23 protein-coding genes and 2 pseudogenes are annotated in these 22196 nt (G+C 71.7%); 12 read left to right on the forward strand and 13 right to left on the reverse strand.

Translation table 11 applies throughout. The annotated features are described in order from the left end of the window. Nucleotide 1: 1 nt before the first annotated feature. The 5 genes from WBK31_RS36780 to hypE are packed head-to-tail and all read left to right on the forward strand — an operon-like array spanning nt 2 to nt 2924. Complete coding sequence (locus tag WBK31_RS36780; RefSeq protein ID WP_364064231.1) at nt 2–211, forward strand: hypothetical protein; 210 nt, start codon at nt 2–4, stop codon at nt 209–211. Between the two features lie 24 nt (nt 212–235). Continuing rightward, nucleotides 236–346 (forward strand): DUF6893 family small protein, encoded by a 111-nt coding sequence (locus WBK31_RS36785; RefSeq protein WP_378785793.1) that lies wholly within the window; start codon nt 236–238, stop codon nt 344–346. A gap of 18 nt (nt 347–364) precedes the next feature. Beyond that, entirely contained in the window at nt 365–637 is a 273-nt protein-coding gene (locus WBK31_RS36790) for a HypC/HybG/HupF family hydrogenase formation chaperone (RefSeq protein WP_364064228.1), read from the forward strand. Nucleotides 638–648: 11 nt separating this feature from the next. Then, nucleotides 649–1788, forward strand: coding sequence for a hydrogenase formation protein HypD (hypD, locus tag WBK31_RS36795; protein WP_364064226.1), 1140 nt, complete (start codon nt 649–651; stop codon nt 1786–1788). Next, nucleotides 1785–2924 (forward strand): hydrogenase expression/formation protein HypE, encoded by a 1140-nt coding sequence (gene hypE, locus WBK31_RS36800; RefSeq protein ID WP_364064223.1) that lies wholly within the window; start codon nt 1785–1787, stop codon nt 2922–2924. The genes hypD and hypE overlap by 4 nt, the downstream gene beginning before the upstream one ends. 60 nt (nt 2925–2984) lie before the next feature. On the opposite strand, the gene hypF is transcribed toward hypE, so the two are convergent. The 10 genes from hypF to WBK31_RS36850 form a co-directional block, all read right to left on the reverse strand. Further along, the gene (gene hypF, locus WBK31_RS36805) at nt 2985–5267 is read right to left on the reverse strand and encodes a carbamoyltransferase HypF (RefSeq protein WP_406673904.1); all 2283 of its coding nucleotides are present in this window, start codon (nt 5265–5267) and stop codon (nt 2985–2987) included. A gap of 6 nt (nt 5268–5273) precedes the next feature. Beyond that, nucleotides 5274–5942 (reverse strand): SIS domain-containing protein, encoded by a 669-nt coding sequence (locus WBK31_RS36810; RefSeq protein ID WP_378785791.1) that lies wholly within the window; start codon nt 5940–5942, stop codon nt 5274–5276. Continuing rightward, nucleotides 5939–6202: a HypC/HybG/HupF family hydrogenase formation chaperone gene (locus tag WBK31_RS36815; RefSeq protein WP_364064214.1), complete on the reverse strand. Its 264-nt coding sequence runs from the start codon at nt 6200–6202 to the stop codon at nt 5939–5941. Before WBK31_RS36815 ends, WBK31_RS36810 begins: the two co-directional genes overlap by 4 nt. Continuing rightward, complete coding sequence (locus WBK31_RS36820; protein ID WP_364064211.1) at nt 6199–6792, reverse strand: SIS domain-containing protein; 594 nt, start codon at nt 6790–6792, stop codon at nt 6199–6201. Before WBK31_RS36820 ends, WBK31_RS36815 begins: the two co-directional genes overlap by 4 nt. Continuing rightward, nucleotides 6771–7187, reverse strand: a complete 417-nt coding sequence (locus WBK31_RS36825; RefSeq protein WP_364064209.1) for a helix-turn-helix transcriptional regulator — start codon at nt 7185–7187, stop codon at nt 6771–6773. Before WBK31_RS36825 ends, WBK31_RS36820 begins: the two co-directional genes overlap by 22 nt. Nucleotides 7188–7312: 125 nt before the next feature. Beyond that, nucleotides 7313–8470 carry an alpha/beta hydrolase gene (locus WBK31_RS36830; protein WP_364064206.1) on the reverse strand — a complete coding sequence of 386 codons (1158 nt, stop codon included), beginning with the start codon at nt 8468–8470 and terminating at the stop codon, nt 7313–7315. 12 nt (nt 8471–8482) lie between these two features. Then, a complete protein-coding gene (locus WBK31_RS36835) occupies nt 8483–9904 on the reverse strand; it encodes a S41 family peptidase (RefSeq protein WP_364064204.1) in 1422 nt (473 codons plus the stop codon). Continuing rightward, the gene (locus tag WBK31_RS36840; protein WP_364064202.1) at nt 9901–10947 is read right to left on the reverse strand and encodes an ABC transporter permease; all 1047 of its coding nucleotides are present in this window, start codon (nt 10945–10947) and stop codon (nt 9901–9903) included. Before WBK31_RS36840 ends, WBK31_RS36835 begins: the two co-directional genes overlap by 4 nt. Further along, complete coding sequence (locus tag WBK31_RS36845; protein ID WP_378785789.1) at nt 10947–11834, reverse strand: ABC transporter ATP-binding protein; 888 nt, start codon at nt 11832–11834, stop codon at nt 10947–10949. The genes WBK31_RS36840 and WBK31_RS36845 overlap by 1 nt, the downstream gene beginning before the upstream one ends. A 268-nt stretch (nt 11835–12102) precedes the next feature. After that, nucleotides 12103–13923: a glycoside hydrolase family 2 protein gene (locus WBK31_RS36850; RefSeq protein ID WP_406673905.1), complete on the reverse strand. Its 1821-nt coding sequence runs from the start codon at nt 13921–13923 to the stop codon at nt 12103–12105. Between the two features lie 320 nt (nt 13924–14243). Here WBK31_RS36850 and WBK31_RS36855 point away from each other — a divergent pair, with 320 nt between their 5' ends. The 3 genes from WBK31_RS36855 to WBK31_RS36865 are packed head-to-tail and all read left to right on the forward strand — an operon-like array spanning nt 14244 to nt 17148. Continuing rightward, nucleotides 14244–15401 (forward strand): extracellular solute-binding protein, encoded by a 1158-nt coding sequence (locus tag WBK31_RS36855; protein ID WP_364064192.1) that lies wholly within the window; start codon nt 14244–14246, stop codon nt 15399–15401. Next, entirely contained in the window at nt 15398–16321 is a 924-nt protein-coding gene (locus WBK31_RS36860) for a carbohydrate ABC transporter permease (protein ID WP_378785787.1), read from the forward strand. Before WBK31_RS36855 ends, WBK31_RS36860 begins: the two co-directional genes overlap by 4 nt. Next, a complete protein-coding gene (locus WBK31_RS36865; protein WP_364064186.1) occupies nt 16318–17148 on the forward strand; it encodes a carbohydrate ABC transporter permease in 831 nt (276 codons plus the stop codon). Before WBK31_RS36860 ends, WBK31_RS36865 begins: the two co-directional genes overlap by 4 nt. Before the next feature lie 6 nt (nt 17149–17154). Here WBK31_RS36865 and WBK31_RS36870 read toward each other — a convergent pair. The 3 genes and pseudogenes from WBK31_RS36870 to WBK31_RS36880 form a co-directional block, all read right to left on the reverse strand. Continuing rightward, nucleotides 17155–17496 (reverse strand): annotated as a pseudogene (locus tag WBK31_RS36870) (substrate-binding domain-containing protein); the annotation flags it as partial. Between the two features lie 61 nt (nt 17497–17557). Beyond that, nucleotides 17558–18226, reverse strand: a pseudogene (locus tag WBK31_RS36875) (LacI family DNA-binding transcriptional regulator); the annotation flags it as partial. Nucleotides 18227–18349: 123 nt separating this feature from the next. After that, the gene (locus tag WBK31_RS36880; RefSeq protein WP_364064180.1) at nt 18350–19231 is read right to left on the reverse strand and encodes a helix-turn-helix transcriptional regulator; all 882 of its coding nucleotides are present in this window, start codon (nt 19229–19231) and stop codon (nt 18350–18352) included. Nucleotides 19232–19365: 134 nt separating this feature from the next. Here WBK31_RS36880 and WBK31_RS36885 point away from each other — a divergent pair, with 134 nt between their 5' ends. From WBK31_RS36885 to WBK31_RS36900, 4 genes are all read left to right on the forward strand, one after another. Then, nucleotides 19366–20109 carry an SDR family NAD(P)-dependent oxidoreductase gene (locus WBK31_RS36885; protein WP_364064177.1) on the forward strand — a complete coding sequence of 248 codons (744 nt, stop codon included), beginning with the start codon at nt 19366–19368 and terminating at the stop codon, nt 20107–20109. A 94-nt stretch (nt 20110–20203) separates the two neighbouring features. Beyond that, on the forward strand, nt 20204–20344 hold the full coding sequence (locus WBK31_RS36890) for a hypothetical protein (protein ID WP_364064175.1): 141 nt from the start codon (nt 20204–20206) through the stop codon (nt 20342–20344). Further along, the gene (locus tag WBK31_RS36895) at nt 20341–20778 is read left to right on the forward strand and encodes a hypothetical protein (RefSeq protein ID WP_364064172.1); all 438 of its coding nucleotides are present in this window, start codon (nt 20341–20343) and stop codon (nt 20776–20778) included. Before WBK31_RS36890 ends, WBK31_RS36895 begins: the two co-directional genes overlap by 4 nt. A gap of 157 nt (nt 20779–20935) precedes the next feature. Further along, nucleotides 20936–22099, forward strand: coding sequence for a globin domain-containing protein (locus tag WBK31_RS36900; RefSeq protein ID WP_378785785.1), 1164 nt, complete (start codon nt 20936–20938; stop codon nt 22097–22099). The last annotated feature ends 97 nt before the right edge of the window (nt 22100–22196 follow it).

A 22196-nucleotide genomic window follows, 5' to 3' on the forward strand; every position in this document is an offset into this window, starting at 1 on the left:
CATGGCACGCATTCGCGTAGGCGAGCCCGACGTGCAGCCCGACACGCCCTCGCACGTCAAAGGCGTGCGGCAGGGCAACGCGACGGGCAACTACCGCCGCCAGCGCGGCCACCGCAAGGACGGCACCGCCGACGCACGGCGCTCCACGGGCGTACGCCCACGCAAGGAGAACCCGATCGTGTCGGGCATGCCGAACCTCTCACCCAGCTAGCGCGAGAGGAGGTGAAAGGCCGACATGCGGCAGCTAGGCAAGTGGCTGGCCCTGTTCGCAGGGGCCGCGATCATCACGATGGTCTGGCGGGAACTGCCCGCCATCAAGCGCTACATCACCATGCGACGGATGTGAAAGGAAACGAGGCGGCCGATGTGCCTGGGCATTCCCGGCGAGATCGTCGAACTCATCCCCGGACAGCCCGAACTCGCCAAGGTCGAGGTCGCGGGCGTCCGCCGGGTCATCAACGTCGGGCTGGTCGACCAGGACGGCATACGTCCCGGCGAATGGGTGCTCGTGCACGTCGGCTTCGCCATGTCCAAGATCGACGAGCGGGAGGCGGCGGCCACGCTGGAGCTCCTGCGCGGTCTCGGGCAGGCGTACACCGATGAGCTCGAAGCGCTCGCGGAATCCGACATCACCTGAGAGGCGGGACAGTGCGGTTCGTCGATGAGTACCGCGACGCCGGCGAGGCCAGGAGGCTGGCCGCGCGCATCCGGGACCTGTGCGAGCCCGGACGGCGCTACACCTTCATGGAGGTGTGCGGCGGTCACACGCACACGATCTACAAGCACGGGCTAGAGGACTACCTGCCCGAGTCGGTGTCGCTGGTGCACGGCCCCGGCTGCCCGGTCTGCGTCATCCCGATGGGGCGGGTGGACGACGCGATCGCCATCGCCCGAGAGCCCGGCGTGATCATGACGTCGTTCGGCGACATGATGCGGGTGCCCGGCGGGCAGGGCTCGTTCTTCGACGCCAAGGCCGCGGGCGCGGACGTCCGCATGGTGTACTCGCCGCTGGACGCGCTCAAGATCGCCCGGCAGAACCCGGACCGCACGGTCGTCTTCATGGCCATCGGGTTCGAGACCACCGCGCCGTCCACGGCGATGACCGTGCTGCGCGCCGAGGCCGAGGGCATCGGCAACTTCGCGGTCTTCTGCAACCACGTGACGATCATCCCGGCGATCAAGGCCATCCTGGACTCGCCGGACCTGCGCCTCGACGGCTTCATCGGGCCGGGCCACGTCTCCACGGTCATCGGCTGCCGGCCGTACGAGTTCATCGCCCGCGACTACGGCAGGCCGCTGGTGTGCGCGGGGTTCGAGCCGCTCGACGTGCTGCAGTCGGTGTACATGCTGCTGCAACAGCTCGCCGACGGCCGGGCCGAGGTGGAGAACCAGTACACGCGGGTGGTGCCGTGGGACGGCAACCGGCGGGCGCTGTCGGCCATCTCCCGGGTGATGGAGCTGCGGCCGCACTTCGAGTGGCGCGGGCTGGGCTTCATCGCGAACTCCGCGCTGCGGATGCGGGAGGCGTACGCGCGCTACGACGCCGAGACGCGTTTCTCCGTGCCTGGCGTACGGGTGGCCGACCCCAAGGCGTGCCAGTGCGGCGAGGTGCTGAAGGGCGTGCTGAAGCCGTGGGAGTGCAAGGTGTTCGGCACCGCCTGCACGCCGGAGACGCCCATCGGCACCTGCATGGTGTCGTCGGAGGGCGCCTGCGCCGCGTACTACAACTTCGGCCGCTTCACCCGCAGGCGCGAGCCCGTGCCGGTGACCCTGGGGAGCCGCACATGAGCGACAGGGTCCCCACCACGGCGGCGTGGGCCGAACGGGCGCTGGCCGAGTCCGGCCGTCACGAGCCCGCCTCCCGCGAGGAGCAAGTCCTCGAACGGATCGAACGTGCCCGCAACCGCAAGCCGAAGATCACCGAGGAGCGGGTGACGCTGGCGCACGGCGCGGGCGGCAAGGCGTCAAGGACGTTGATCGAGGCCGTCTTCGTGGACGCCTTCAGCAACCCGGCGCTGCGGCCGCTGGACGACGGCGCGACGCTCGACCTCGGCACCGGCCGGCTGGTGTTCACGACCGACGCGTACGTGGTCTCCCCGCTGTTCTTCCCCGGCGGCGACATCGGCGATCTCGCGGTCAACGGCACCGTCAACGACCTGGCGGTCTGCGGGGCCAGGCCGATGGCGCTGTCGGCGGCGTTCGTCCTGGAGGAGGGCTTCCCGATCGCCGACCTGCGCAGGATCGCCGCCTCGATGGCCGCCGCCGCCGAGCGGGCCGGGGTGCGGGTGGTCACCGGCGACACCAAGGTGGTCCAGCGCGGCAAGGCCGACGGCTGCTACGTCACCACGGCCGGCGTCGGCGTGCTCGATCGGCCGGTCACGCTGGGCGAGCCGCAGGTCAGGCCGGGCGACGCGGTGATCGTGTCGGGGCCGATCGGCGAGCACGGCATCACCGTCATGATCGCCAGGGGCGACCTGGACATCGAGGCGGACCTGACCTCCGACACCGCGCCCGTGCACGACGCCGTCGCGGCGCTGCTCGACGCGGTACCGGTGCGGATGGTGCGCGACGCCACCAGGGGCGGGGTCGCGACCGTGCTGAACGAGGTCGCGCGCGGCGCGGGCGTGGCCGTGACGGTGGACGAGCGCGCCGTTCCCGTCCGCCCGATCGTGAGCGGCGCCTGCGAGCTGCTCGGCCTTGACCCGCTGTACGTGGCGTGCGAGGGCAGGTTCGTGGCCGTGGTGGACGGCGAGCACGCCGAGGCCGCGGTGGCGGCACTGCATGCTCACCCGGTGTGCGAGGGCGCGGCGGTGGTGGGCTCGATCGAGCCTGGACCGGCCGGGATGGTGCTGCTCAACACCGCCTTCGGCGGCACCAGGATCGTGGACATGCTGGTCGGCGACCCGCTGCCGCGCATCTGCTGACGCTGTAAGAGAAGACTCGCTGACGCCGTACAAGAAGACTCGCTGGGCCGTACGGGAAGATCAACGGCGGTCGTCGGCCGCGGCGACGACCGCCTGCCCGAGCGCGATGCCGCCGTCGCCCGGCGGCACCCGGGAGTGCGTCAGCACCCGGAAGCGCGCGCGTTCCAGGCCCGACACCATGGCCTCAAGCAGCACCATGTTCTGGAAGACACCGCCGGACAGCGCCACCGTGCGCAGCCCGGTCTCCTCGCCCAGCACCTCGACCGCGCGCACCACCGCATCGGCCAGCCCGCGATGGAAGCGCGCGGCGATCCGCCCCGCGTCCACCCCCGCCGCGGCGTCCTCGGCCGCCGCCGCGACCAGGTCGCCCGCCGCGATGACCAGAGGGTCGCCCGCCACCAGCCGGACGGGGTACGCGCCCCGCTCCCCGGCGTCCACCCTGGCCTCAAGCTCGGCGGCCGCCTGCCCCTCGTACCCGATCACGTCGCAGACGCCCGCGACCGCCGCGACCGCGTCGAACAGCCGCCCGGCGCTGGAGGTGAGCGGCGCGTTCAACCCCGTTCGCGCCATCTGGACAACCGCCGGCCACAGGTCCCGATGCCGCTCGGTCAACGCCGGGACATCCCCGTGCACGCGGTCGAGCCAGGCCGCCGCCATCCGCCACGGCTGCCGCACCGCCGCCGCGCCGCCCGGCATCGGCACCGTCTCCAGATGCCCCGCCCGCCGGAAGGAGGCGAGGTCGGCGACCAGCAGCTCGCCGCCCCACAGCGTGCCGTCGGTGCCCAGGCCGAGCCCGTCGAACGCCACCCCGATGACCGGCCCGCCGTGACCGTGCTCGGCCAGGCAGGAGGCGATGTGCGCGTGATGGTGCTGCACGCCGACCAGGTCCACGCCCTCGCGCTCGCGGGCGTACGCGGTGGACAGGTACTCCGGGTGCAGGTCGTGGGCGACCACGGCGGGGCGTACGCCGAAGAGCCGGCAGAAGCGCTCGACGCCCTCGGTGAAGCAGCGCAGCGTCTCGTAGCTCTCCAGGTCGCCGATGTGCTGCGACAGGAACGCCTGGTTCCCCTTGGCCACGCAGAAGGTGTTCTTGAGCTGGGCGCCGCAGGCCAGCACGTGGCGGGGGAAGCGCCAGGGCACGGCGATGGGGGCGGGCGCGTACCCTCTGGACCGGCGCAACGTCAGCGCGCGCCCGCGGAAGGCGCGCACCAGGGAGTCGTCCGCGGGGGCCTCGATGCGCCGGTCGTGCACGAGGAAGCCGTCGGCCACGCCCGCCAGCCGCCGCAGCGCCTCCTCGTCGCGGTAGGCGATCGGCTCGTCGGTGAGGTTGCCGCTGGTCAGCACGTACGGCGCGGACAGGCGGTCGGAGAGCAGGTGGTGCAGCGGCGTGTACGGCAGCATCACCCCGAGATCCCGCGCCCCCGGCGCCACCGCGTCGGCCACCGGCGCGCCGGGGCGGCGCGGAGCCAGCACGATCGGGCGGCTCGTGCCGGTGAGCAGCCGCTCGGCCGCCTGGTCCAGGTGGATCAGCGTCCCCGCCGCCGCGACGTCCGCCGCCATCACCGCGAACGGCCGCCGCTCGCGGCGCTTGCGTGCCCGCAGCGCGGCCACGGCGGCCTCGTCGGCGGCGAGCACGGCGAGGTGGTAGCCGCCCAGCCCCTTGACGGCCACGACCCGCCCCGACTCCAGCCACCGGGCCGCCACCTCGATCGGGTCGCCGTCCACCGGTCGGCCGTCCGCGTCGAGGGCGCGCAGCGCGGGACCGCACGCGGGGCAGCACACCGGCTGGGCGTGGAAGCGCCGGTCGGCGGGGTCGGCGTACTCGCGCGCGCAGGCGGCGCACATCGCGAAGCCGGCCATCGTCGTCGCGCACCGGTCGTACGGCACGCCGGTGACGATGGTGAAGCGCGGCCCGCAGTCGGTGCAGTTGGCGAACGCGTACCGGTAGCGGCGGTCACCGGGGTCGCGCAGCTCGCGCAGGCAGGCGGCGCACGTCCCCGCGTCCGGCGACACCAGCGCCACGCCCGCAGCGGGCCCCGCGCCGGACAGGGCACGCCGGCTGGGCACGATGCGGAAACCCGGCTCTCCGACGGGCTCGGCGGGCTCCACTCGTACGCGCTCGACCTGGGCGAGCGGCGGCGCCTTGCCGGTCAGCCCGGCGGTGAACGCCTCCAGCACGCCGGGCTCGCCCTCGGCCTCGATGAACACCCCGCCCGGGTCGTTGCCGACGAACCCCGACACCCCGTACGTACCGGCCAGACCGCACACGAACGGCCGGAACCCCACGCCCTGTACCAGCCCCTCGACCCGCACCCGGATGCGGCGCGTCCTCGCCTCGGACATCGGCCGTCACGTCTCGCCGGTCAGCACCCGCTGGGTCAGCTCCCACAGCACGTGGCAGAGGGTGATCTGCGCCTCCTGGATGCGGTGCACGGACGCCGACGGCACCACGAACAGGTACGACACCCGGTCGTCCTGCGCCATCGGCCCGCCGTCGTACCCGGCCAGGCCGACGGTGAGCATGCCGAGCCTGGACGCCTGCGCCATCGCGTTGAGCACGTTGGCCGAGCCGCCGCTGGTGGACAGCCCCATGGCCACGTCGCCGCGGCGGCCAAGCGCGGCGAGCTGCCGGGCGAAGACCAGCTCGTACCCGACGTCGTTCGACAGCGCCGTGAGCAGCGCGACGTCCTGGGCCAGCGGGATCGCGGCGACCGCGCGCCTTCGTGCCGGTGGTGCGGTGAAGAGCTGCGCGATCGCCTGGGCGTCGGTGCTGCTGCCGCCGTTGCCGAACGCGAACAGCCGCCCGCCCGCCTCGAACGCCGCCGCCATCGCCCGCGCGCACGCCACCAGCCGCTCGCCGTGCAGATCGATGAGCGACCTGCGCAGCTCGACGATCTCGGCGGCCTTTCTCCGCGTGGACGCGCACAGGTCCGCGACGACGGCCTCCCGATCGGTGGGCGCGGGCGCGAGGAACGGATAAAGCGCCTCGATCCCGCCGGGCTCGCCGACCGTGCTCACGGCCGCCTCCTCGCGATGGCCTCCTTGGCGTGCACGAGCACGACGTCGCCGGGCCGCGCGTCCACCAGCGCCACGCTGACCTCCTCCTCGGTCCCCGCCTCTGTCTCGACCAGCGCCAGGTCGTCGCCGAGCAGCCGCAGCACGCGCACCGGCACGGCCACGTCGGAGCAGGTGACGCAGACCTCGTCGCCGCAGTGGCCCGTCATCGTCGGCTCGGGAGGCCGGTCGGCCGGTCCCGTGCGCTCGGCCGGCTCCGTCATCGGGCCGCCTCCAGCTCGTAGAAGACGTGCACCAGCTCCCACAGCACGTGATAGATCGTCATGTGCACCTCTTTGACGATCAGCGGGTCGTCGGAGTGTACGGCGAGCACGTGGTCCGCCTCGGGATCCGCCTGCCCGCCGGTGAGCGCCACCGTGAGCAGCCCCAGCTCGCGCGCCGCCGCCAGCCCTTCGCGTACGGCGGCGCAGTCGCCATCCGCCGAGAGGCCGAGCGCGATGTCGCGCGGCCCGGCCAGCAGTCTGAGCTGGGCGGCGAAGATCTCGTCCAGGCTCCGGGTGCGGGCGATCTCCGTGGTCACGGCCATGTCGGTGGCCAGGGAGACGGCGGGCAGCGCCGGCTTGCCCACGACGACCGGATGCGCGAACTCGACGGCGACGTGCTGCGCGTCCGCCACCGACCCGCCGGTGCCGAACACCAGCAGCGTGCCGCCGTCGCGGAACCGCTCCGCCATCTCCTGGCAGGCGCGGACGATCCGCTCGGAGTCCTCGCCGAGGGCGGTGGCCGGTGCGGTCCGCCGCTCGATCGCGGCGGACACGGCGGTCATGGCGATCATGTCAGGGGCCGTGCCCACGACGCCTCCTCCCACTCTTCGCGTCCGGCAGGGGAACGCTCGGAAAGCTCGGGGCCGCCCGCTTCGCCGCTGATCCGCGTCCACCTGTCCAGGCAGGTCTCCAGCAGCCCGCGTACCTCGGTCAGCCGCCGCATCCACGCCTGCAGCTCGGCCATGCCGCCGGTGGTCAGCTCGTAGCGCCTGCGCGCGGGGCCCGCCTCCGATGCGACCCAGTCGGAGGCCAGGTGGCCGGCGCGTTCGAGCGAGCGCAGCGCGCGATAGACCTGGCCGGGCTCGGCGTCGGACGCCCCCAGCCGGGCCAGCCGTTCGATCAGGTCGTACCCGTGACCCGGCCGCTCGCAGATGAGCAGCAGCAGGAACGGAGCGAGCAGACCGCGGACGTCACTGCCCGACATCGTCCCCCTCCTTCGCCACGGTCGTCAGGACAGGACGCTAGGCCGCCGCACGCCACGGGCAGGGGCGGCGCGTCCGGCGTTTGCCCGGATCTTCGCCGTACGCAGGCCGAGAATTGCCCAGCGGCTCAGGATCCCCCGCAGGCCGAGGGACAGAACCGCACCTCGGGGAAGCGCGGCGACGGCTCGTCCAGGAGCGGCTGCGGTCTCCCCTTCAGGTGCCGGTCGAGGAACGCGGCCACGTACGTACGGGTGATCTCGGCGGCGCGGGCGGCGGGCAGGACGGCGGCGGGTTCGACGCCGAGCGCGTCGCCCAGCAGCGGCGCGTCCGTGAACGACGCGTGCTCGGCCCCGGTCACCACGAGCCACCGCTTCCACCCGCCCAGCAGCTTCCAGTCGCGATCCCACGAGGTGTCGCGGCCCCCTGAGGCGTGCTGCGGCGAGCCCAGGAACATGAACGGCCGGGAGAAGCCCTTGGGGATCCTGGCGTAGGTGGTGCCGTCCATGTCGATCCCGGCACGTACCCGGGAGTCCTTCGCCATGGCGGCCAGAGCGCTCGCGCCGCCGATCGACTGCCCGACCATGGCGATCCTGGAGCGGTCGATCCGTTCTCCGCCCTTCCACGCCGTGGGGAGCCGGTCGAGCACGAAGGAGACGTCGGCCGCCCGGCCCGCCACCACGCCTGTGCCGAAGCCGGGGTCGGTGTCGCTGTCGCAGGCCAGGCATTCGGCGATGCGCCCGTCGGCGAGTGTCGTGGCGTGGCTCTCGTACGCGTGGTCGATGCCGGCCACCACGTACCCGCGGGCGGCCAGGTCCTCGGCGAGCGAGGTGAGCGTGCTGACCGGGTTGGTGAAGCCGGGGGAGAGCACGACCAGCGGCAGCCGCCTGCCCGCGGGCCGGGCGTTCTCGATGGCGTGGGTGCGGGTCCCGCTCAGCAGGTCCGCCGGCACGCCCGCGATCCGCCTGCCCTTGAGCAGCAGCTCCGCCTCCTTCCGCGTCATGTACGGCGCGCGCCGCCCGTCACCGCGCTCGGCCGGGTACCACAGGGTGACCTTCAGCTCCCTGGCCTCGGCGTCGAGGTTCCACGGGTCGGGGCGGGAGGCGTCCTTGAGATGCAGGACCGTGCTGCCGACCGGATGCCCGCCGGTGGGGGCGGGCAGTTCGGCGGGTGCGCTCGGAGCGGTCGGCCGGGCGGCGGATCGGGGCGGCGCGGGCCCAGAGCAGGCGGACACGGCGAGCACGGCGAGCACAGCGAGCACGGCCGGTCCGGCCGGCAGACGTCTCATCGGGAGGTCCTCTCACTCGTGCAGCAAGGTCAGGGCCTTGTCCAGGGCGGGGTCGCGCCCGGCGGCCGCGTCCTGCGGGGTCAGGGGCACGTGGTGGTCGGGGGCCACGCCGACCTTGTCGATCACCTCGCGGTTCGGGCCCAGGTGATGCCTGCTGGGGAAGGCGAGCGTGGTGTTGTCGCGCAGCAGGTAGCTCTGCGCAGGGCCGGAGATGGCCCCGGCGGTCCTGGTGCCGACCAGCGTGCCCGCGCGCAGGTCCTTGATCGCTGAGCTGAAGTGCTCGCACGCCGACGCACAGCCGCGGTCGGTGAGCACCGCAAGCGGCAGCCCGACCGGCTCCACGGTGTCGTCGGTACGCGAGGCCGAGCACGCGCCGTCCACCGTGCACTGGTAGGCGGTGACCTTGCCGTGCACGAACGCGCTCACCAGCCGGACCGCCTCCACGGGGCTGCCGCCGCCGTTGCCCCGCAGGTCCAGCACGACGCCGTGCAGCGTTCTGCCCTCGCGCAGCCTGGCGATCGCCCGCAGCACCCGGTCGGCGGAGTCGGGGGCGAACCCGCGCATCCGCACGTAGGCGACGACGCCGTCCACCAGCTTCGACCGCACCACCTGCAGGTCGGCCGGGTCCTGCGGGAACAGGCCGGGCTTGAGCGTCACGCTCCAGCGGCGGCCGGTGCTCGGCCGGTGCAGCCGCAGCCGGACCGGCCGCGCGTCCGGATACCGCGGATACAGCCCGGCGATCGCAGGGCCGGCCTTGCCGTCGATGAAGGGCGCCGAGTCGTTGACCGACTCGATGACGTCGCCGGGACGCAGCCCCGCCTTCCGCGCCGCGCCGCCCAGTACGGCGGTGACGAACAGCGGGGGCACGGCGGTCTCCGCGCTGCCGGTCGCCTGGGGGCGGGTGACGTTCGCTTCGAGGCCCAGGCCGTAGCCGTCGCCGTCGTAGGCGTCGGGCGGACGTTCGACGCCGTGCGTCCAGCGGGCGTGATCGTCCCCGAGCGCGGCCACGATGGCCTCCAGGGTGACGACCGCCAGCCGGTCGCGGAGGTCGTCCGGCACCTGGCCGGTGACCCTTCTGTAGGTGGTCTCGAAGGCGGTCCAGTCGGCTTTCCTGTCGCCGGTCAGCGCCGGCATGGTGGCGTCGGGCACGTCGCGCCCGTTCCGGATGATCTCCTGCGTCAGCGCGGCGAACCCGGCGGTCAGCAGCGTGCGCGCGTCCAGGGTGGCACCGGCGTAGTAGTTGCCGAGGATGCAGAAGTACGCCTGCTCGATCACGTCGATCGTGGTGGCCGTCTCCGGCCCCGGCTGTCCTTGGGGCGGCGCGCAGACCGTACCGGAAGCCGCGTTCGCGTGGCTGCGGGGCGGCGCGGGAGTCGTGCAGGCCATCGCGAGCAGGAGCGCGAGCCCGGCCGTTGCGGTTCTGACGGCGGTCATGACGTACGCCTGCGGACCCACCGGAAGGCCCACCAGGTCAGGCCGAGCGTGAGCAGGGCGTAGATGCCCGTCTCGATCCACTGGAACGGCCAGAAGCGCTCAAGCGGCTGGTACGTCGCCCGCTGCCGGTAGCCGAGCCGGTTGATCTCGGCCATGCAGGTGCCGGCCACCGGAGATCCCCCCGGCGCGCAGGGCCCCGAGGTCGTGGAGACCGGGACGGCCGCCTCGCCGCCGTCGGAGATCGTCCGTCCCGACGGGTCGATCAGCTCGTTCGACAGCACCCAGGCGCCCGCCTGCCCCGGCACGGCCGACCTCAGCAGGACCCGCACGGGCCCGCCGCCCCCGCGCTGGATGGCGAGGCTGTCCACGTTCTCCAGGCCGAGCTCCGAGGTCGCCACGGCCGGGGGCATCAGGTGCGGGCGGACCAGCAGCGGCATGCCGAGCTGGAGCGCGGCGAAGACGGCCAGCGTGAGCGCCATGGCGGGCAGCGTCCGGCGCGCCATCATGCCGGCCGTCGTGCCCAGGACGAACGCGAACGCCGCGTACCCCATCGGCGCGATGCCGCGCGCCCCGAACACCAGCGGAGCCATCAGCGCCAGGTTCTCCGATGCCGACTCGTCCAGAGGACCCGACCACCAGGTCACCATGAGCCCGCACAGACCGGCGGCGGCCACCGCGATCAGGCCGGTGAGCCCGAGCTTGACCGCCAGCCAGCGGCGGCGGGTGATGCTCTGGTTCCACACCAGCAGATGCGTGCCCGCCTCCAGCTCGCGGGCCACCAGCGGCGCACCCCAGAACAGCCCGATCAGCGCCGGCAGCACCAGCACCACGAGGCTCACCGCCAGGAACTCCAGCTCGTACGAGCCGAAGAACTCGTTGTAGAAGTCGGCGCAGGTGCCCTGACGGGTGCACTCGGCGATCCCGGAGGCGTAGCGGCCGGCCAGGCCGGGGCCGGTCGCGACCAGGACGGCGGCGAGCACCGCGAGCGCGGCGGCCGTCACCGCGACCGAGCCGCGCAGTTGCCGCCAGGTCAGCCAGATCATCACCGCACCTCCAGCGCTGCGGGCCGGTGGCCGCTCGCCTGCTCGTCCATGTAGGCGAGGACGAGGTCCTCCAGGCCGAGCCGGGTGACCGTCCACGCGGGGTCGAGGACCGGGTCTTCGGTGCGGATCACGTACGTGCTCTGCCGCTCGGTGTGCCGCGCCGAGACCACGTCCTGGCCTGCGGGCAGCCGGCCGGGATCGCGGCGCGGCCCGGTGATCCGGAAATGGGTGGCCAGCAGCTCATCGACCTCCCCGGCCACCCGCACCCGCGAGCCTGCCAGCACGATCAGGTAGTCGCAGATGCGTTCAAGATCGGAGACCAGGTGCGAGGAGAGCACCACGCTGAACCGCTGCTCGGCCGCGGCCTCCATCAGGCCCTGCAGGAACTCGCGGCGGGCCAGCGGATCGAGCGCGGCCACGGGCTCGTCCAGGATCAGCAGGTCGGGCCGCTTGGCCAGGCCCAACGTGAGCGCGAGCTGCGCGCGCTGGCCGCCCGACAGCCTGCCCGCCCGATGCGCGGGGTCGAGACCGAGCCGCGCCACCCGCTCCCGCGCCAGCTCCTGATCCCAGCGTGGATTGAGCCTGGCACCGAGCCGCAGATGATCCTCGACGGTCAGGCCCCCGTAGACCGGGGTGTCCTGGGCCACGAACCCCACCCTGGCCAGCTGCGCCGGCGTGCTCGCCGGCCGGCCGCCGAGCACCGAGATCGCGCCCGCCGACGGTTCGAGCTGCCCGCAGGCCAGCTTCAGCAGCGTGGACTTGCCGGCCCCGTTGGGGCCCACCAGCCCGACGACGTGTCCGGCGGGGACGTCGAGTGTGCAGTCGCGCAGCGCCCAGCGCCTGCCGTACCTCCTGCCCAGGCCCTGGGCTCGCAGAACGGAAGTCACGCCATGTCCTCCTGTACGCCGGTGGTGCGGATGGCCGACTTTCTCCATTCATCTAATGTCCTAGTACATTAGACCGCTCAGCGTCAGAGGCGCATAAAAGAAAGAAGGGCTGAGGTGCACCACCTCAGCCCTTGGAAACCCGCTTACTCGGACGGCCGGGACCCACGACCTCTGGAGAGAGGTCCGCCCGCCTGGCACGCCATCGGAAGCGCTGGACTCGGCCAGGGCAGCCCGGGGCGGAGTCCGTCCCAGGGCTGATCGCGTCCGGTCAGCCTTCGGAAGCCGTGCGCTCGTACGCGGCCTCGCGGGTCTGCGCCGCGCGCACGCGCGACACGTCGAGCTTCGTCGACCGGTCGAACCGGTAGATGCCGTTCTCCTCCTGGAACACGTCGGTGAGCTGCGTGTAGCAGTAGCCGAACATGTCAGGGTCGTCGAGCAGCACCCCGGTCAGCCCGGCGAAGCGCTCGTGGAACTCCTCCTCGGTCCGCACCCGCTGGCCGTAGCCCCAGGAGGTCGAGCGGTCGGCGGCCTGCTCGGTGCCGGCGAGCTCGGGGTTCCACCAGATGCCGCCGTACTCGCTGACGAAGTACGGCTGCCCCCGGTACGGCACCGAGATCGGCCGGCCCTCGATGTCGTTGACGTACGGCTGGTCCTTGCTCAGGCCGCTGAGCTGCTCGGCGAACGCCTCGGGCTCCTGCTCGTAGTTGTGGGAGTCGTACACGTCGGTCTCGGGCACCCGGTGGCTGTAGCCGGAGGCGTCGATGACCGGGCGCGTGGGGTCGGCGAGCTTGGTCGCGAGGAACATGCCGCGCGTGACGTCGTCGAGGTGGGTGAGGTGGTCGTGGATCACCTGGCCGGTCTCGTTGAGCGGGCACCAGCCGATGATCGACGGGTGCGACACGTCGCGCTCCAGCACTTCGAGCCACTGGGTGACGAACGAGGCGGTGTGCTTGTGCTCGCCCTCGGCGTGGGAGCCCCAGTCGCCGAACTCGCCCCACACCAGGTAGCCGAGGCGGTCGGCGTGGTAGAGGAAGCGCTCCTCGAAGACCTTCTGGTGCAGTCGCGCGCCGTTGAACCCGGCCGCGAGGCTCAGCTCGATGTCGCGCAGCAGGGCCTCGTCGCTGGGCGCGGTCATGAGGCCGTCGGGGTAGTAGCCCTGGTCGAGCACGAGCCGCTGGAAGACGGGCTTGCCGTTGATGAGCAGCCGCTTGCCGTCGATCGACACCGAGCGCAGGCCCGCGTAGCTGTCCACGGCGTCGATGACCGCGCCGGCGGCGTCGAGCAGCTCGATCTTCACGTCGTAGAGGAACCCGTCGCCCGGCTCCCACAGCCGTACCCGGCCGGCGGGCAGCTCCAGCCGTACGGTGGGGGAGAGGTCGATGTCGGCGCGCACGGTGCTGGCGACGACCACGCCGTCCGGGTCGGAGACCGTGACGCGCACGGAGTTGCCCGGCCGGTTGGCCGACAGCGGGGCCACGACGGTGAACGCCGAGCCGGCGACGTCCGGCGTGATCCGGGGGCGGCGCAGGTGCACGTCGGGCACCGGCTCCAGCCACACGGTCTGCCAGATCCCGGTCGTGCGGGTGTAGAGGCACTCGTAGTTGTGGTAGCGGGTGGACTGCTTGCCGCGCGCCTGCGGGCCGTGACGGGAGTCGCGGGCGCGCACGACGATCGTGGCCTCCTCGCCTGGCCGCGCCACGCCCGACAGGTCGGCGGTGAAGGGGGAGAAGCCGCCGCGGTGGCGCACCACCTCCACGCCGTTCACCCACACCGTGGCGTCATGGTCGACCGCGCCGAAGTGCAGCAGCGTGCGGCGTCCTGCCCACTCGGCGGGGATCGTCACCGTCCGGCGGTACCACACGGTGGGCATGAAGTCGGTGTTCCCGATGCCGGACAGCTCCGACTCGGGCGCGAACGGCACGGTGATCGTCCCGGCGAGGTCGCGCTCGCGCAATCCGCGCTCCAGCCCGGTGTCGCCGGCGTCGATCTCGAACTGCCAGGGGCCGTTCAGATTGAGCCAGTCCGGGCGGACCATCTGCGGGCGCGGGTATTCCGCGCGGGGGACGTCGGGGGCAACGGAACTCGGCATCTGGCAACCTCGGCAATCCCGGCACGCGGGCGGATCAGGCCTTTTACTACGTAGCAAAGAGGTCTTTTGCTACGTAGCAAAGTGTGCCACACTCCCTCCAACCGGAGTCAACATCCGGTCACCCCGAGCTGTGAGGGCGGCCGGATTTCTGCGAGGAACCACGTATGAACGAGTGGACCCATTCCCGCCTCTCCCGGCGCAGAATGCTGCAAGCCGCAGGAATTACCGCACTTCTGGCCGGCTGTGGCACGGGGATCGCCGGCCGGGATCCCCGGGAAATCGTCTTCTGGCACCTGCTCGGCGGCGGAGACGGCGAACGCATGGCCGAGATCCTGACCGGTATCGACAACAGCTGGGACGCCGCCCGCATCAAACCGGTCGTCCTCGCCTGGGGGCCTCCCTACTACACCAAACTCTCCATGGCCGCGGCCGGCGGGCGCGCCCCCGACCTCGCGATCGTGCACATGTCGCGGCTCGCCGGCTTCGCCCCGGGCGGCCTGCTCGACCCTTGGGACCTCAACCGGCTGGCCCGCTACGGGATCACCGAGCAGACGTTCACCGCCTCGGCCTGGCAGAGCTCCATCGTCAACGGCAAGGTCTACGCGATCGCGCTGGATTCGCACGCGTTCATCTCGTTCTACAACGCCACCCTGGCGAAGAAGGCCGGCGTGCTGGACTCGCAGGGCAAGCTGCCGGAGATCAAGAGCCTGGACGACCTGAAGCGGCTCGGCAAAGAGTTCAAGCGGGTCACCGGCAAGCCGTACGGGATCGCGTACGGATATCTCGGTGACGGTAGCCAGCTCTGGCGACTTTTCTGGACTTTCTACTCGATGCACGGCGCCACGTTCGACCTGCAGGGCGACCGCTTCACGTACGACGCCGAGGCGTTCGGCGACTCCATCGAGACCATGCGCAAACTCGTGGACGGCGAGGTCGCCTCCAGGAGCGCCGAGGGCGGGACCGCCAACTCCTCCTTCATCAACGGCGAGTCCGGTCTCATCTTCTCCGGGGTGTGGGACCTGCCGCAGTTCCAGAAGGCGGACTTCGAGCTCGGCGCGATGCCGATCCCGAACCTGTTCGGCACCGGGATCAAGGCGGCCTGGGGCGACTCGCACACGTTCGTGCTTCCGCACCAGTCGCAGCCCGACGAGGCCAAACGCGAGCTGGCCTATGAGGCGGTGGCGAGAATCCTCAAGGCATCGCTGCCGTGGGGCGGCGCCGGGCACACGCCCGCCTACCTGCCCGTCGTCAACAGCCCCGAGTTCAAGACGATGCGGCCCAACAGCGACTACGCCGAGACCGCGTCGTACCTGAAGTACGACCCGCCGTCGTCGTTCACCGGAGGCGGCTCCGGCTTCCAGAACCAGTTCGGCAACTCGTTCCAGAACGTGATGCTCGGCCAGACCTCGGTCAAGGACGCCATCGCCGACTTCGCCGAGCGCGTCAATGTCCTCATGTCCAAGGCGGTGCAGCGATGACGTCGATCACTTTGCCCAAGGGCGCCGTCGCCGACGCCTCCAAGACCGCCACGAAGGTCGCGCGGAGCAAGGTCGGGCTGCTCTGGGTGGCTCCGTTCTTCGTGTTCTTCGTGCTCTTCCTGGTCTGGCCCACCGTCTACGGCTTCTGGATGAGCTTCACGAACCGGGACCTCGCCGCGGGCGGGCAGCCGGACATCGTCGGGCTCTCCAACTACGCCGAGGCGCTCACCGACCCGATGGTGTGGAAGACGTTCGGCAATACGGTGCTGTTCACCGTGCTCACCACGATCCCGCTGGTGGTGGTGGCGCTCGCCGCCGCGCTGCTGGTCAACATGGGGCTGCCGGGGCAGTGGGTGTGGCGGATGTCGTTCTTCCTGCCGTACCTGCTGGCCTCGACCGTGGTCAGCAAGTTCTGGGGCTGGCTCTACAACCCCGAGCTCGGGCTGATCAACACCGTGCTCGGCCGGCTGGGGTTCGAGAACCAGGCGTGGCTGCAGGATCCGGACACCGCCATGCCGGCGATCGCGGCCACCACGACCTGGTGGACGCTGGGCTTCAACTTCCTGCTCTACCTGGCCGCGCTGCAGAACATCCCCGCCACCGTCTACGAGGCGGCCGCGATCGACGGGGCGGGCAAGTGGCGGCAGCTCTTCTCCATCACGCTGCCGCTGCTGCGCAACATCACCGGGCTGATCCTGGTGCTCCAGGTGCTGGCCTCGCTCAAGGTCTTCGACCAGATCTACCAGATGACCGGCGGCGGGCCCGACGACTCGACCCGCTCGATCCTGATGTACATCTTCGACTCGGGCTTCACCGGCTACCGGCTCGGCTACGCCTCGGCGATCTCGTACGTCTTCTTCGCCATCATCCTCGTCCTGTCGCTGCTCCAGCTGCGGTTCGCCCGGAGGTCCGACTCATGAAAAGCAGCAACGCCGGGCGCGTCGTGGCCTTCGTGGTCCTCGCGCTGTTCAGCCTCCTGATGCTGACGCCGTTCCTGTGGGCGGTGAACACCTCGTTCAAGTCGGAGGCCGACGCGAGCGCCGCGCCCGTGACGATCCTGCCCGAGCACGGCTACACCTTCGAGATCTACTCCTACATCTTCCGGCTCGGCGAGATCCCCACCTGGATGATCAACAGCCTCATCGTGGCGACCGGCGTCACGCTCATCACGCTGGTGATCTCCACGATGGCCGGCTACGCCTTCTCCCGGCTGGACTTCACCGGGCGGAAGCTCCTGCTCGGCGTCACCGTCGCGTCGATCATGATCCCGGGCACGATCTTCATCGTGCCGCTGTTCGACGAGATGCTGGCCTTCAACATGGTGGACACGTACTGGGGGATCATCCTGCCGCAGGTGGTCGCGCCGGTCATGGTGTTCGTGCTCAAGCGCTTCTTCGACAGCATCCCGCGGGAGCTGGAGGACGCCGCCCGGGTCGACGGGGCCGGGTCGGTCCGCATCTTCCTCAGCATCGTGCTGCCGCTGTCGCGGCCGATCATCGCGGCGGTGTCGATCTTCACATTCGTCGGCGCGTGGAACAACTTCCTATGGCCGTACATCGTGGCGAACGATCCCGACCTCATGACCCTGCCGGTCGGCCTGCAGACCGTCACCACCGGCTACGGCGTCGTCTTCGCGCAGAACATGGCGGGCGCGGTCATGGCCGCGCTGCCGCTCATCGTGGTGTTCCTGTTCTTCCAGCGGCAGATCATCAGGGGCATCGCCACCACCGGCCTCGGCGGCCAGTAGACCGGCTCACCGGCTGGACTCGCGCACCTGGAGGCTGAAGTCGACCGTGACGCGCGAGCCCAGCCCGCTGGGCTTGCCGGTGATCTGCTCGTGCAGCATGGCCACCGCGTTGGAGGCCAGCGCCTCCACGTCGGGGGCCACGGACGTCAGCGACGGCGTCGAGTAGCGGGCCTCCTCGACGTCGTCGAAGCCGACCACCGCGACGTCCTCCGGCACCCGCACGCCGCGCTCGGCGAGCGCGCGGAGCGCGCCGAGCGCCAGCGAGTCGTTCATCGCGAAGATCGCATCCGGCATGGGCAGGCCCGCGCTCAGGTGCTCCTCCACCGCCTGCCAGGCCCACCTTACGGCTCCAGTCGCCGCCCACCAGCAGCTCGTCCGGCACCTCCAGGCCCGCCTCGGCGAGCCCGTCGAGGAAGCCCTGGACGCGCATCCGGGCCGTGATGTGCACGTGCGGCCGGTAGCCGAGCACCATCGGCCGCCGCCGCCCGCCGGCCACCAGGTGCCGGGCCACCGCGAGCGAGGCCTCCCGGTTGGGGATCCCGACGTGGTGGATCGGACCCTCCAGCACCTCGTCGCCCACCAGCACGATCGGGTAGCCGGGGCGGCGCCGGCGGCCGTCGCCCGGCCGCAGCGCCACGGCCGACATGATCGCGCCGTCGGTGAGCTGGTTGAGCTCGCCGCTCAGCACCTTCAGCTCGCGCTCGCGGTCGGACTCGGTCAGCTCGATCAGCACCGTGTAGCCGAGCGGCTCGGCCGCGCGCACGACCTGCTCGGCCAGCTCGGCGAAATAGCGCGCGCGGAACTCGGGCACGACGAGCGCGATCAGCCCCGTACGGGCCGCGCGAAGGCTGCGCGCCGCCGCGTTGGGCACGTAGCCGAGCGCCTCCATGGCAGCCAGGACGCGCTGGCGCGTCTCCGGGCGGACGTAGGGGTAGTTGTTGACCACGTTGGAGACCGTGCGCTGGGAGACCCCCGCGGCGCGAGCCACGTCGTGCATGCTGACGGCCATCAGCGCCGCGCTCTGCCCGAAGTGGTTGCCATGGCGCTCATCGTAGTGTCGGCAACCGGACGTTCCCATCGATTATTCGCCGACCCCAACGCCTCATGACACCGGCCGCCCCGTGCTGTCCGCCGCCACCGGGCGGAGCCCGTTCGAGGCGTCCACTTGGCACCCGCGAAGAGACCGCTTGCTGAAAGACCGTCAGTTCGGCCGCCGAGACCCACGACTCTGGAGAGAGGTCCGCCCGCCTGACCCGCTGTCAGAAGCACTGGACTCGGCCAGGGAAGCGAGAATGTGGAGCTTCTCGGCGCTCTCACTGCCCTCATCGGCGTAGTAGAGGACGAGGAGCACCCCATCGACCGGCAGCTTCTCGCGATGCAGATGGAGCGTGCCGACCATCGGATGGTTCACCACGGCGGTGCCGCCTTCGAGGCGTCGCACGTCGTGGCGGGCCCACAGCGTACGGAAACGAGCGCTGGCCAGCGAGAGCTCGCCGACGAGCTCCACCACGCGCGCGTCGTCGGTGTCCTCCCCGATCGACTGGCGGAACGCCCCCACGAACTCCTCGGTGGCCCTTTCCCAGTCGGCGTGGAACTCGCGCTCCTCGGGATCCAGCAGCAGGGACCGCAGCCGGTTCTCACCCGGCCTCAACCGCGGTGACAGGGCGAGGGCGAGCGCGTTGGAGGCGAGGACGTCGTACGCGCGGCCCTCGATGAACGCCGGCACCCCGATGGTGGCGAGCAGGTGATGCAGCCGGGCGGGCACCCGTTCGGCCCGCCGGCGCCGCGGGGCCGCCGGCCGCGGCGGCGCGGCCAGGTCGAGCAGGTACTGCTGCTCCACCTCGTCGAGATGGAGGACGCGCGCCAGCGCCGTGAGGACCTGGACGGACGGATGCTTGTCGCGCCCGCGCTCCAGCCGCATGTAGTAGTCGGCGCTGATCCCGGCCAGCATCGCGACCTCCTCGCGCCGCAGCCCGGGCACCCGGCGGTTGGGCCCGGCAGGGATGCCGGCCCGCTCCGGCGTGACGAGCGCCCGCCGGGCACGCAGGTACTCGCCGAGCCGGTTGGCCTTCTCCCCGTCCATGACGTTCAGGCTAGCGAGCGGCGCCCGGCGGAGAGGGGGCCCTGCCAGACCCCAGGAACACCAGGGTCCTTCCGCGCTCGCGCACCCGCGACGACCGTGGGAAGCAGATCGGACACCAGGAAAGAGGTCAAGCCATGGACATCAGCGGCCGTACCGTCTTCATCGCGGGAGGCACGTACGGGATCGGGCGCGGGCTGGCGCAGCGCTTCATCGACGCCGGCAGCACCGTCGTCGTCGGCGGGCGCGACATCGACCGGGTCGAGGGCGTCGAGGCCGTACGGATCGACGTGACCGACCCCGCCTCCATCGCCGCCGCCCGCGACGAGGTGCTCGCCAAGCACCCCGACCTCGACGTGCTCGTCACCATGGCGGGCGTCATGCTCGCCGAGGACCTCCGCGACCCGGCCCACATCGCTCAGGCCGAGACCACGATCGCGGTCAACCTCCTCGGCACCATCCGGGTCATCGACGCCTTCACCCCGCACCTCCTCGGCCGCGGCGCAGGGGACATCATCACCGTCACCTCCGGCATCGCGTTCATGCCGTTCCCCCTGATGCCGACGTACGGCGCCACCAAGGCCGGCGTGCACTCGTACACCGAGTCCCTGCGCGCCCAGCTCGCCGGCACCGGCATCCACGTCACCGAGCTCATCCCGCCCGCCGTCGCCACCTCCGACCAGCAGGCCAAGCTCAACCCCGCCGCGCTCCCCCTCGACGGCTACCTCGACGAGGCCGTCGGCCTGCTCACCCAGAACCCGACCCCGAACGAGATCATCGTCGAGCGCGCCCTGCCCCTGCGCTGGGCCGAACGGGACGGCACCTACGCCGAGCTCCTCGCCCGCCGCTCCGAATCCCTCAAGAACCTCCCCGGCCGCTGACCCCAGCACCGGGCGGTGCCGACCGGCGTCATACGGCGGGACGAACGAGCGACCTGCCGTGCCGGGCGGAGTGTGGCCCTTGCATGATGGGACCATGCCGATCACCCAGCATTTCGCTAACGGTATGTACGGCGCGGTCGTCATCGACCCGCCCGGCCTGCCGATGGTCGATCGCGAGCACCTCCAAGGCCAGGGCGGCAGGCCAGGGCACCATACCGAGGTGAGCGTGTCATGACGTGGTGGACGGTGGTGCGTTTTCTGCACGTGCTCGGAGCCGCGCTCTGGGTCGGCGGGCAGCTGGCGGTGTCGCTGGTCGTGCTGCCGCTGGCGCGCCGCATGCTGGACGGTGAGCGGCGCGGACAGGTCATGACCGCTGTCGGGCGGCGTTTCGGGCTGCTCACCGCCGCCGTGTTCCTGCCCGTTCAGCTGGCCACGGGCGTGGCGATCGCCTGGCACCACGGCGTCACCTGGGCTTCGCTGGCCGAGCCCGGTTACGGGCGGATTCTCGCCGCCAAGCTGCTGCTGTTCTGCGTCGTCATGGCCGCGGCCGGGGTGCACGGGTGGGCGTCCGGGGCGGGGCGGCCCACACTGGCGCGGGTCATGGCGGTGGGCTCGCTGGTGGGGTCGGTCGGCGTCGTTCTGCTGGCCACCGCGCTGCCCGGCACATGATCTCGCTATAGGGACTGCTGTCCGGCCCGCTTGATCCCGCTTTAGGGACTTTCGACCCTGTGATGACCGACGTTCGCCTGGTGAGCGAGCCCGGCCTCGTCCGTAGCTTGGACCCCGGCCCACCGGGCCTCCGTAGTCCATCTGCGTTGGGGGTTTCATGCTGTCCGCGGAATCTGCGGCGATCGTCCGTGCCACGCTGCCCGTCGTCGGTGCCTCGCTCGACGCCATCACCGCGCGTTTCTACGAGACGATGTTCGCCGAACGGCCGGAGCTGCTCGACGGCCTGTTCAACCGGGGCAACCAGGCGAACGGCGAGCAGCGCAGGGCCCTGGCGGGGTCCATCGCCGCGTTCGCGACACATCTGCTCGATCATCCGGACGAGCGCCCCGACGAGCTGCTTTCGCGCATCGCGCACAAGCACGCCGCCGTGGGCGTCACCGACGACCAGTACGTGATCGTGCACAAGTACCTGTTCGCCGCGATCGCCCACGTATTGGGCGATGCCGTCACCCCGGAGGTCGCGGCGGCGTGGGACGAGGTGTACTGGCTGATGGCCGGGGCGCTGATCGCCCAGGAGGCCAGGATCTACGCGGCGGCGGGCGCGCGTAACGGCGACACGTGGCGGCAGTGGCGGGTGGTCGCCCGCCGGGAGGAGACGCCGCACGTGGCCTCCTTCCTGCTGCGTCCGCTCGGCGACGCGCCCGTTCCGCCCGCGCGTCCCGGCCAGTACGTCAGCGTCCGGGTACGCATGCCCGACGGCGTCCACCAGCTGCGCCAGTACACCCTGTCCAGCGCGGGCGAGCTGCGCAGGATCACCGTCAAGCGGGTGACCGGCGACCCCGCCGGCGAGGTGTCGACGCTGCTGCACGAGACCGTACGCCCGGGTGACGAGCTGACCCTGTCCGCGCCGTTCGGCGACGTCACCCTGGACGACGGCGACGCGCCCCTGGTGCTGGCCTCGGCGGGCATCGGCGCCACGCCGATCGTGGCGATGCTCCAGCACCTGGCCGCCACCGGCTCGGACCGCCGCGTCCTGCTGCTGCACGCCGACCGCTCACCGGCCGAGCACGCGCTCCGCGAGGACATGGCGAACCTCGCCGACGATCGCATCTTCTGGTACGAACGAGGCGCCGCAGCTCCCGACCGCGACGGCCTGATGGACCTGTCGGATGTCGAGATCCCCGAGGGCGCGATCGCCTACCTGTGCGGGCCGCTGCCGTTCATGCGCGATGTGCGCGGCCAGCTGCTGAAGGCCGGGGTGGCAGCACGCGACATCAAGTACGAGGTCTTCGGCCCGGACCTCTGGCTGGCCGCCGCCTGACGCCCCGGTCTATGGCCGGCCCCCGCGTGATCCCCGGCCTGGCCTGGCCCGGCCTGGCCCGGCTCCGGCGAGCGAGCAAGCGGCTTTCTCGCCGGGG

This window comes from Nonomuraea sp. N2-4H (assembly GCF_045291505.1).
Lineage (GTDB): Bacteria > Actinomycetota > Actinomycetes > Streptosporangiales > Streptosporangiaceae > Nonomuraea > Nonomuraea fastidiosa.

What these genes read in the sequence shown, in the direction of transcription:
- WBK31_RS36780 (WP_364064231.1), top strand. Translation starts at nt 2, where the DNA reads ATGGCACGCATTCGCGTAGGCGAGCCCGACGTGCAGCCCGACACGCCC.
- WBK31_RS36785 (WP_378785793.1), top strand. Translation starts at nt 236, where the DNA reads ATGCGGCAGCTAGGCAAGTGGCTGGCCCTGTTCGCAGGGGCCGCGATC.
- WBK31_RS36790 (WP_364064228.1), top strand. Translation starts at nt 365, where the DNA reads ATGTGCCTGGGCATTCCCGGCGAGATCGTCGAACTCATCCCCGGACAG.
- hypE (WP_364064223.1), top strand. Translation starts at nt 1,785, where the DNA reads ATGAGCGACAGGGTCCCCACCACGGCGGCGTGGGCCGAACGGGCGCTG.
- hypF (WP_406673904.1), bottom strand. Translation starts at nt 5,267, where the DNA reads ATGTCCGAGGCGAGGACGCGCCGCATCCGGGTGCGGGTCGAGGGGCTG.
- WBK31_RS36815 (WP_364064214.1), bottom strand. Translation starts at nt 6,202, where the DNA reads ATGACGGAGCCGGCCGAGCGCACGGGACCGGCCGACCGGCCTCCCGAG.
- WBK31_RS36825 (WP_364064209.1), bottom strand. Translation starts at nt 7,187, where the DNA reads ATGTCGGGCAGTGACGTCCGCGGTCTGCTCGCTCCGTTCCTGCTGCTG.
- WBK31_RS36830 (WP_364064206.1), bottom strand. Translation starts at nt 8,470, where the DNA reads ATGAGACGTCTGCCGGCCGGACCGGCCGTGCTCGCTGTGCTCGCCGTG.
- WBK31_RS36835 (WP_364064204.1), bottom strand. Translation starts at nt 9,904, where the DNA reads ATGACCGCCGTCAGAACCGCAACGGCCGGGCTCGCGCTCCTGCTCGCG.
- WBK31_RS36840 (WP_364064202.1), bottom strand. Translation starts at nt 10,947, where the DNA reads ATGATCTGGCTGACCTGGCGGCAACTGCGCGGCTCGGTCGCGGTGACG.
- WBK31_RS36850 (WP_406673905.1), bottom strand. Translation starts at nt 13,923, where the DNA reads ATGCCGAGTTCCGTTGCCCCCGACGTCCCCCGCGCGGAATACCCGCGC.
- WBK31_RS36855 (WP_364064192.1), top strand. Translation starts at nt 14,244, where the DNA reads ATGGCCGAGATCCTGACCGGTATCGACAACAGCTGGGACGCCGCCCGC.
- WBK31_RS36860 (WP_378785787.1), top strand. Translation starts at nt 15,398, where the DNA reads ATGACGTCGATCACTTTGCCCAAGGGCGCCGTCGCCGACGCCTCCAAG.
- WBK31_RS36865 (WP_364064186.1), top strand. Translation starts at nt 16,318, where the DNA reads ATGAAAAGCAGCAACGCCGGGCGCGTCGTGGCCTTCGTGGTCCTCGCG.
- WBK31_RS36880 (WP_364064180.1), bottom strand. Translation starts at nt 19,231, where the DNA reads ATGGACGGGGAGAAGGCCAACCGGCTCGGCGAGTACCTGCGTGCCCGG.
- WBK31_RS36885 (WP_364064177.1), top strand. Translation starts at nt 19,366, where the DNA reads ATGGACATCAGCGGCCGTACCGTCTTCATCGCGGGAGGCACGTACGGG.
- WBK31_RS36890 (WP_364064175.1), top strand. Translation starts at nt 20,204, where the DNA reads ATGCCGATCACCCAGCATTTCGCTAACGGTATGTACGGCGCGGTCGTC.
- WBK31_RS36895 (WP_364064172.1), top strand. Translation starts at nt 20,341, where the DNA reads ATGACGTGGTGGACGGTGGTGCGTTTTCTGCACGTGCTCGGAGCCGCG.
- WBK31_RS36900 (WP_378785785.1), top strand. Translation starts at nt 20,936, where the DNA reads ATGCTGTCCGCGGAATCTGCGGCGATCGTCCGTGCCACGCTGCCCGTC.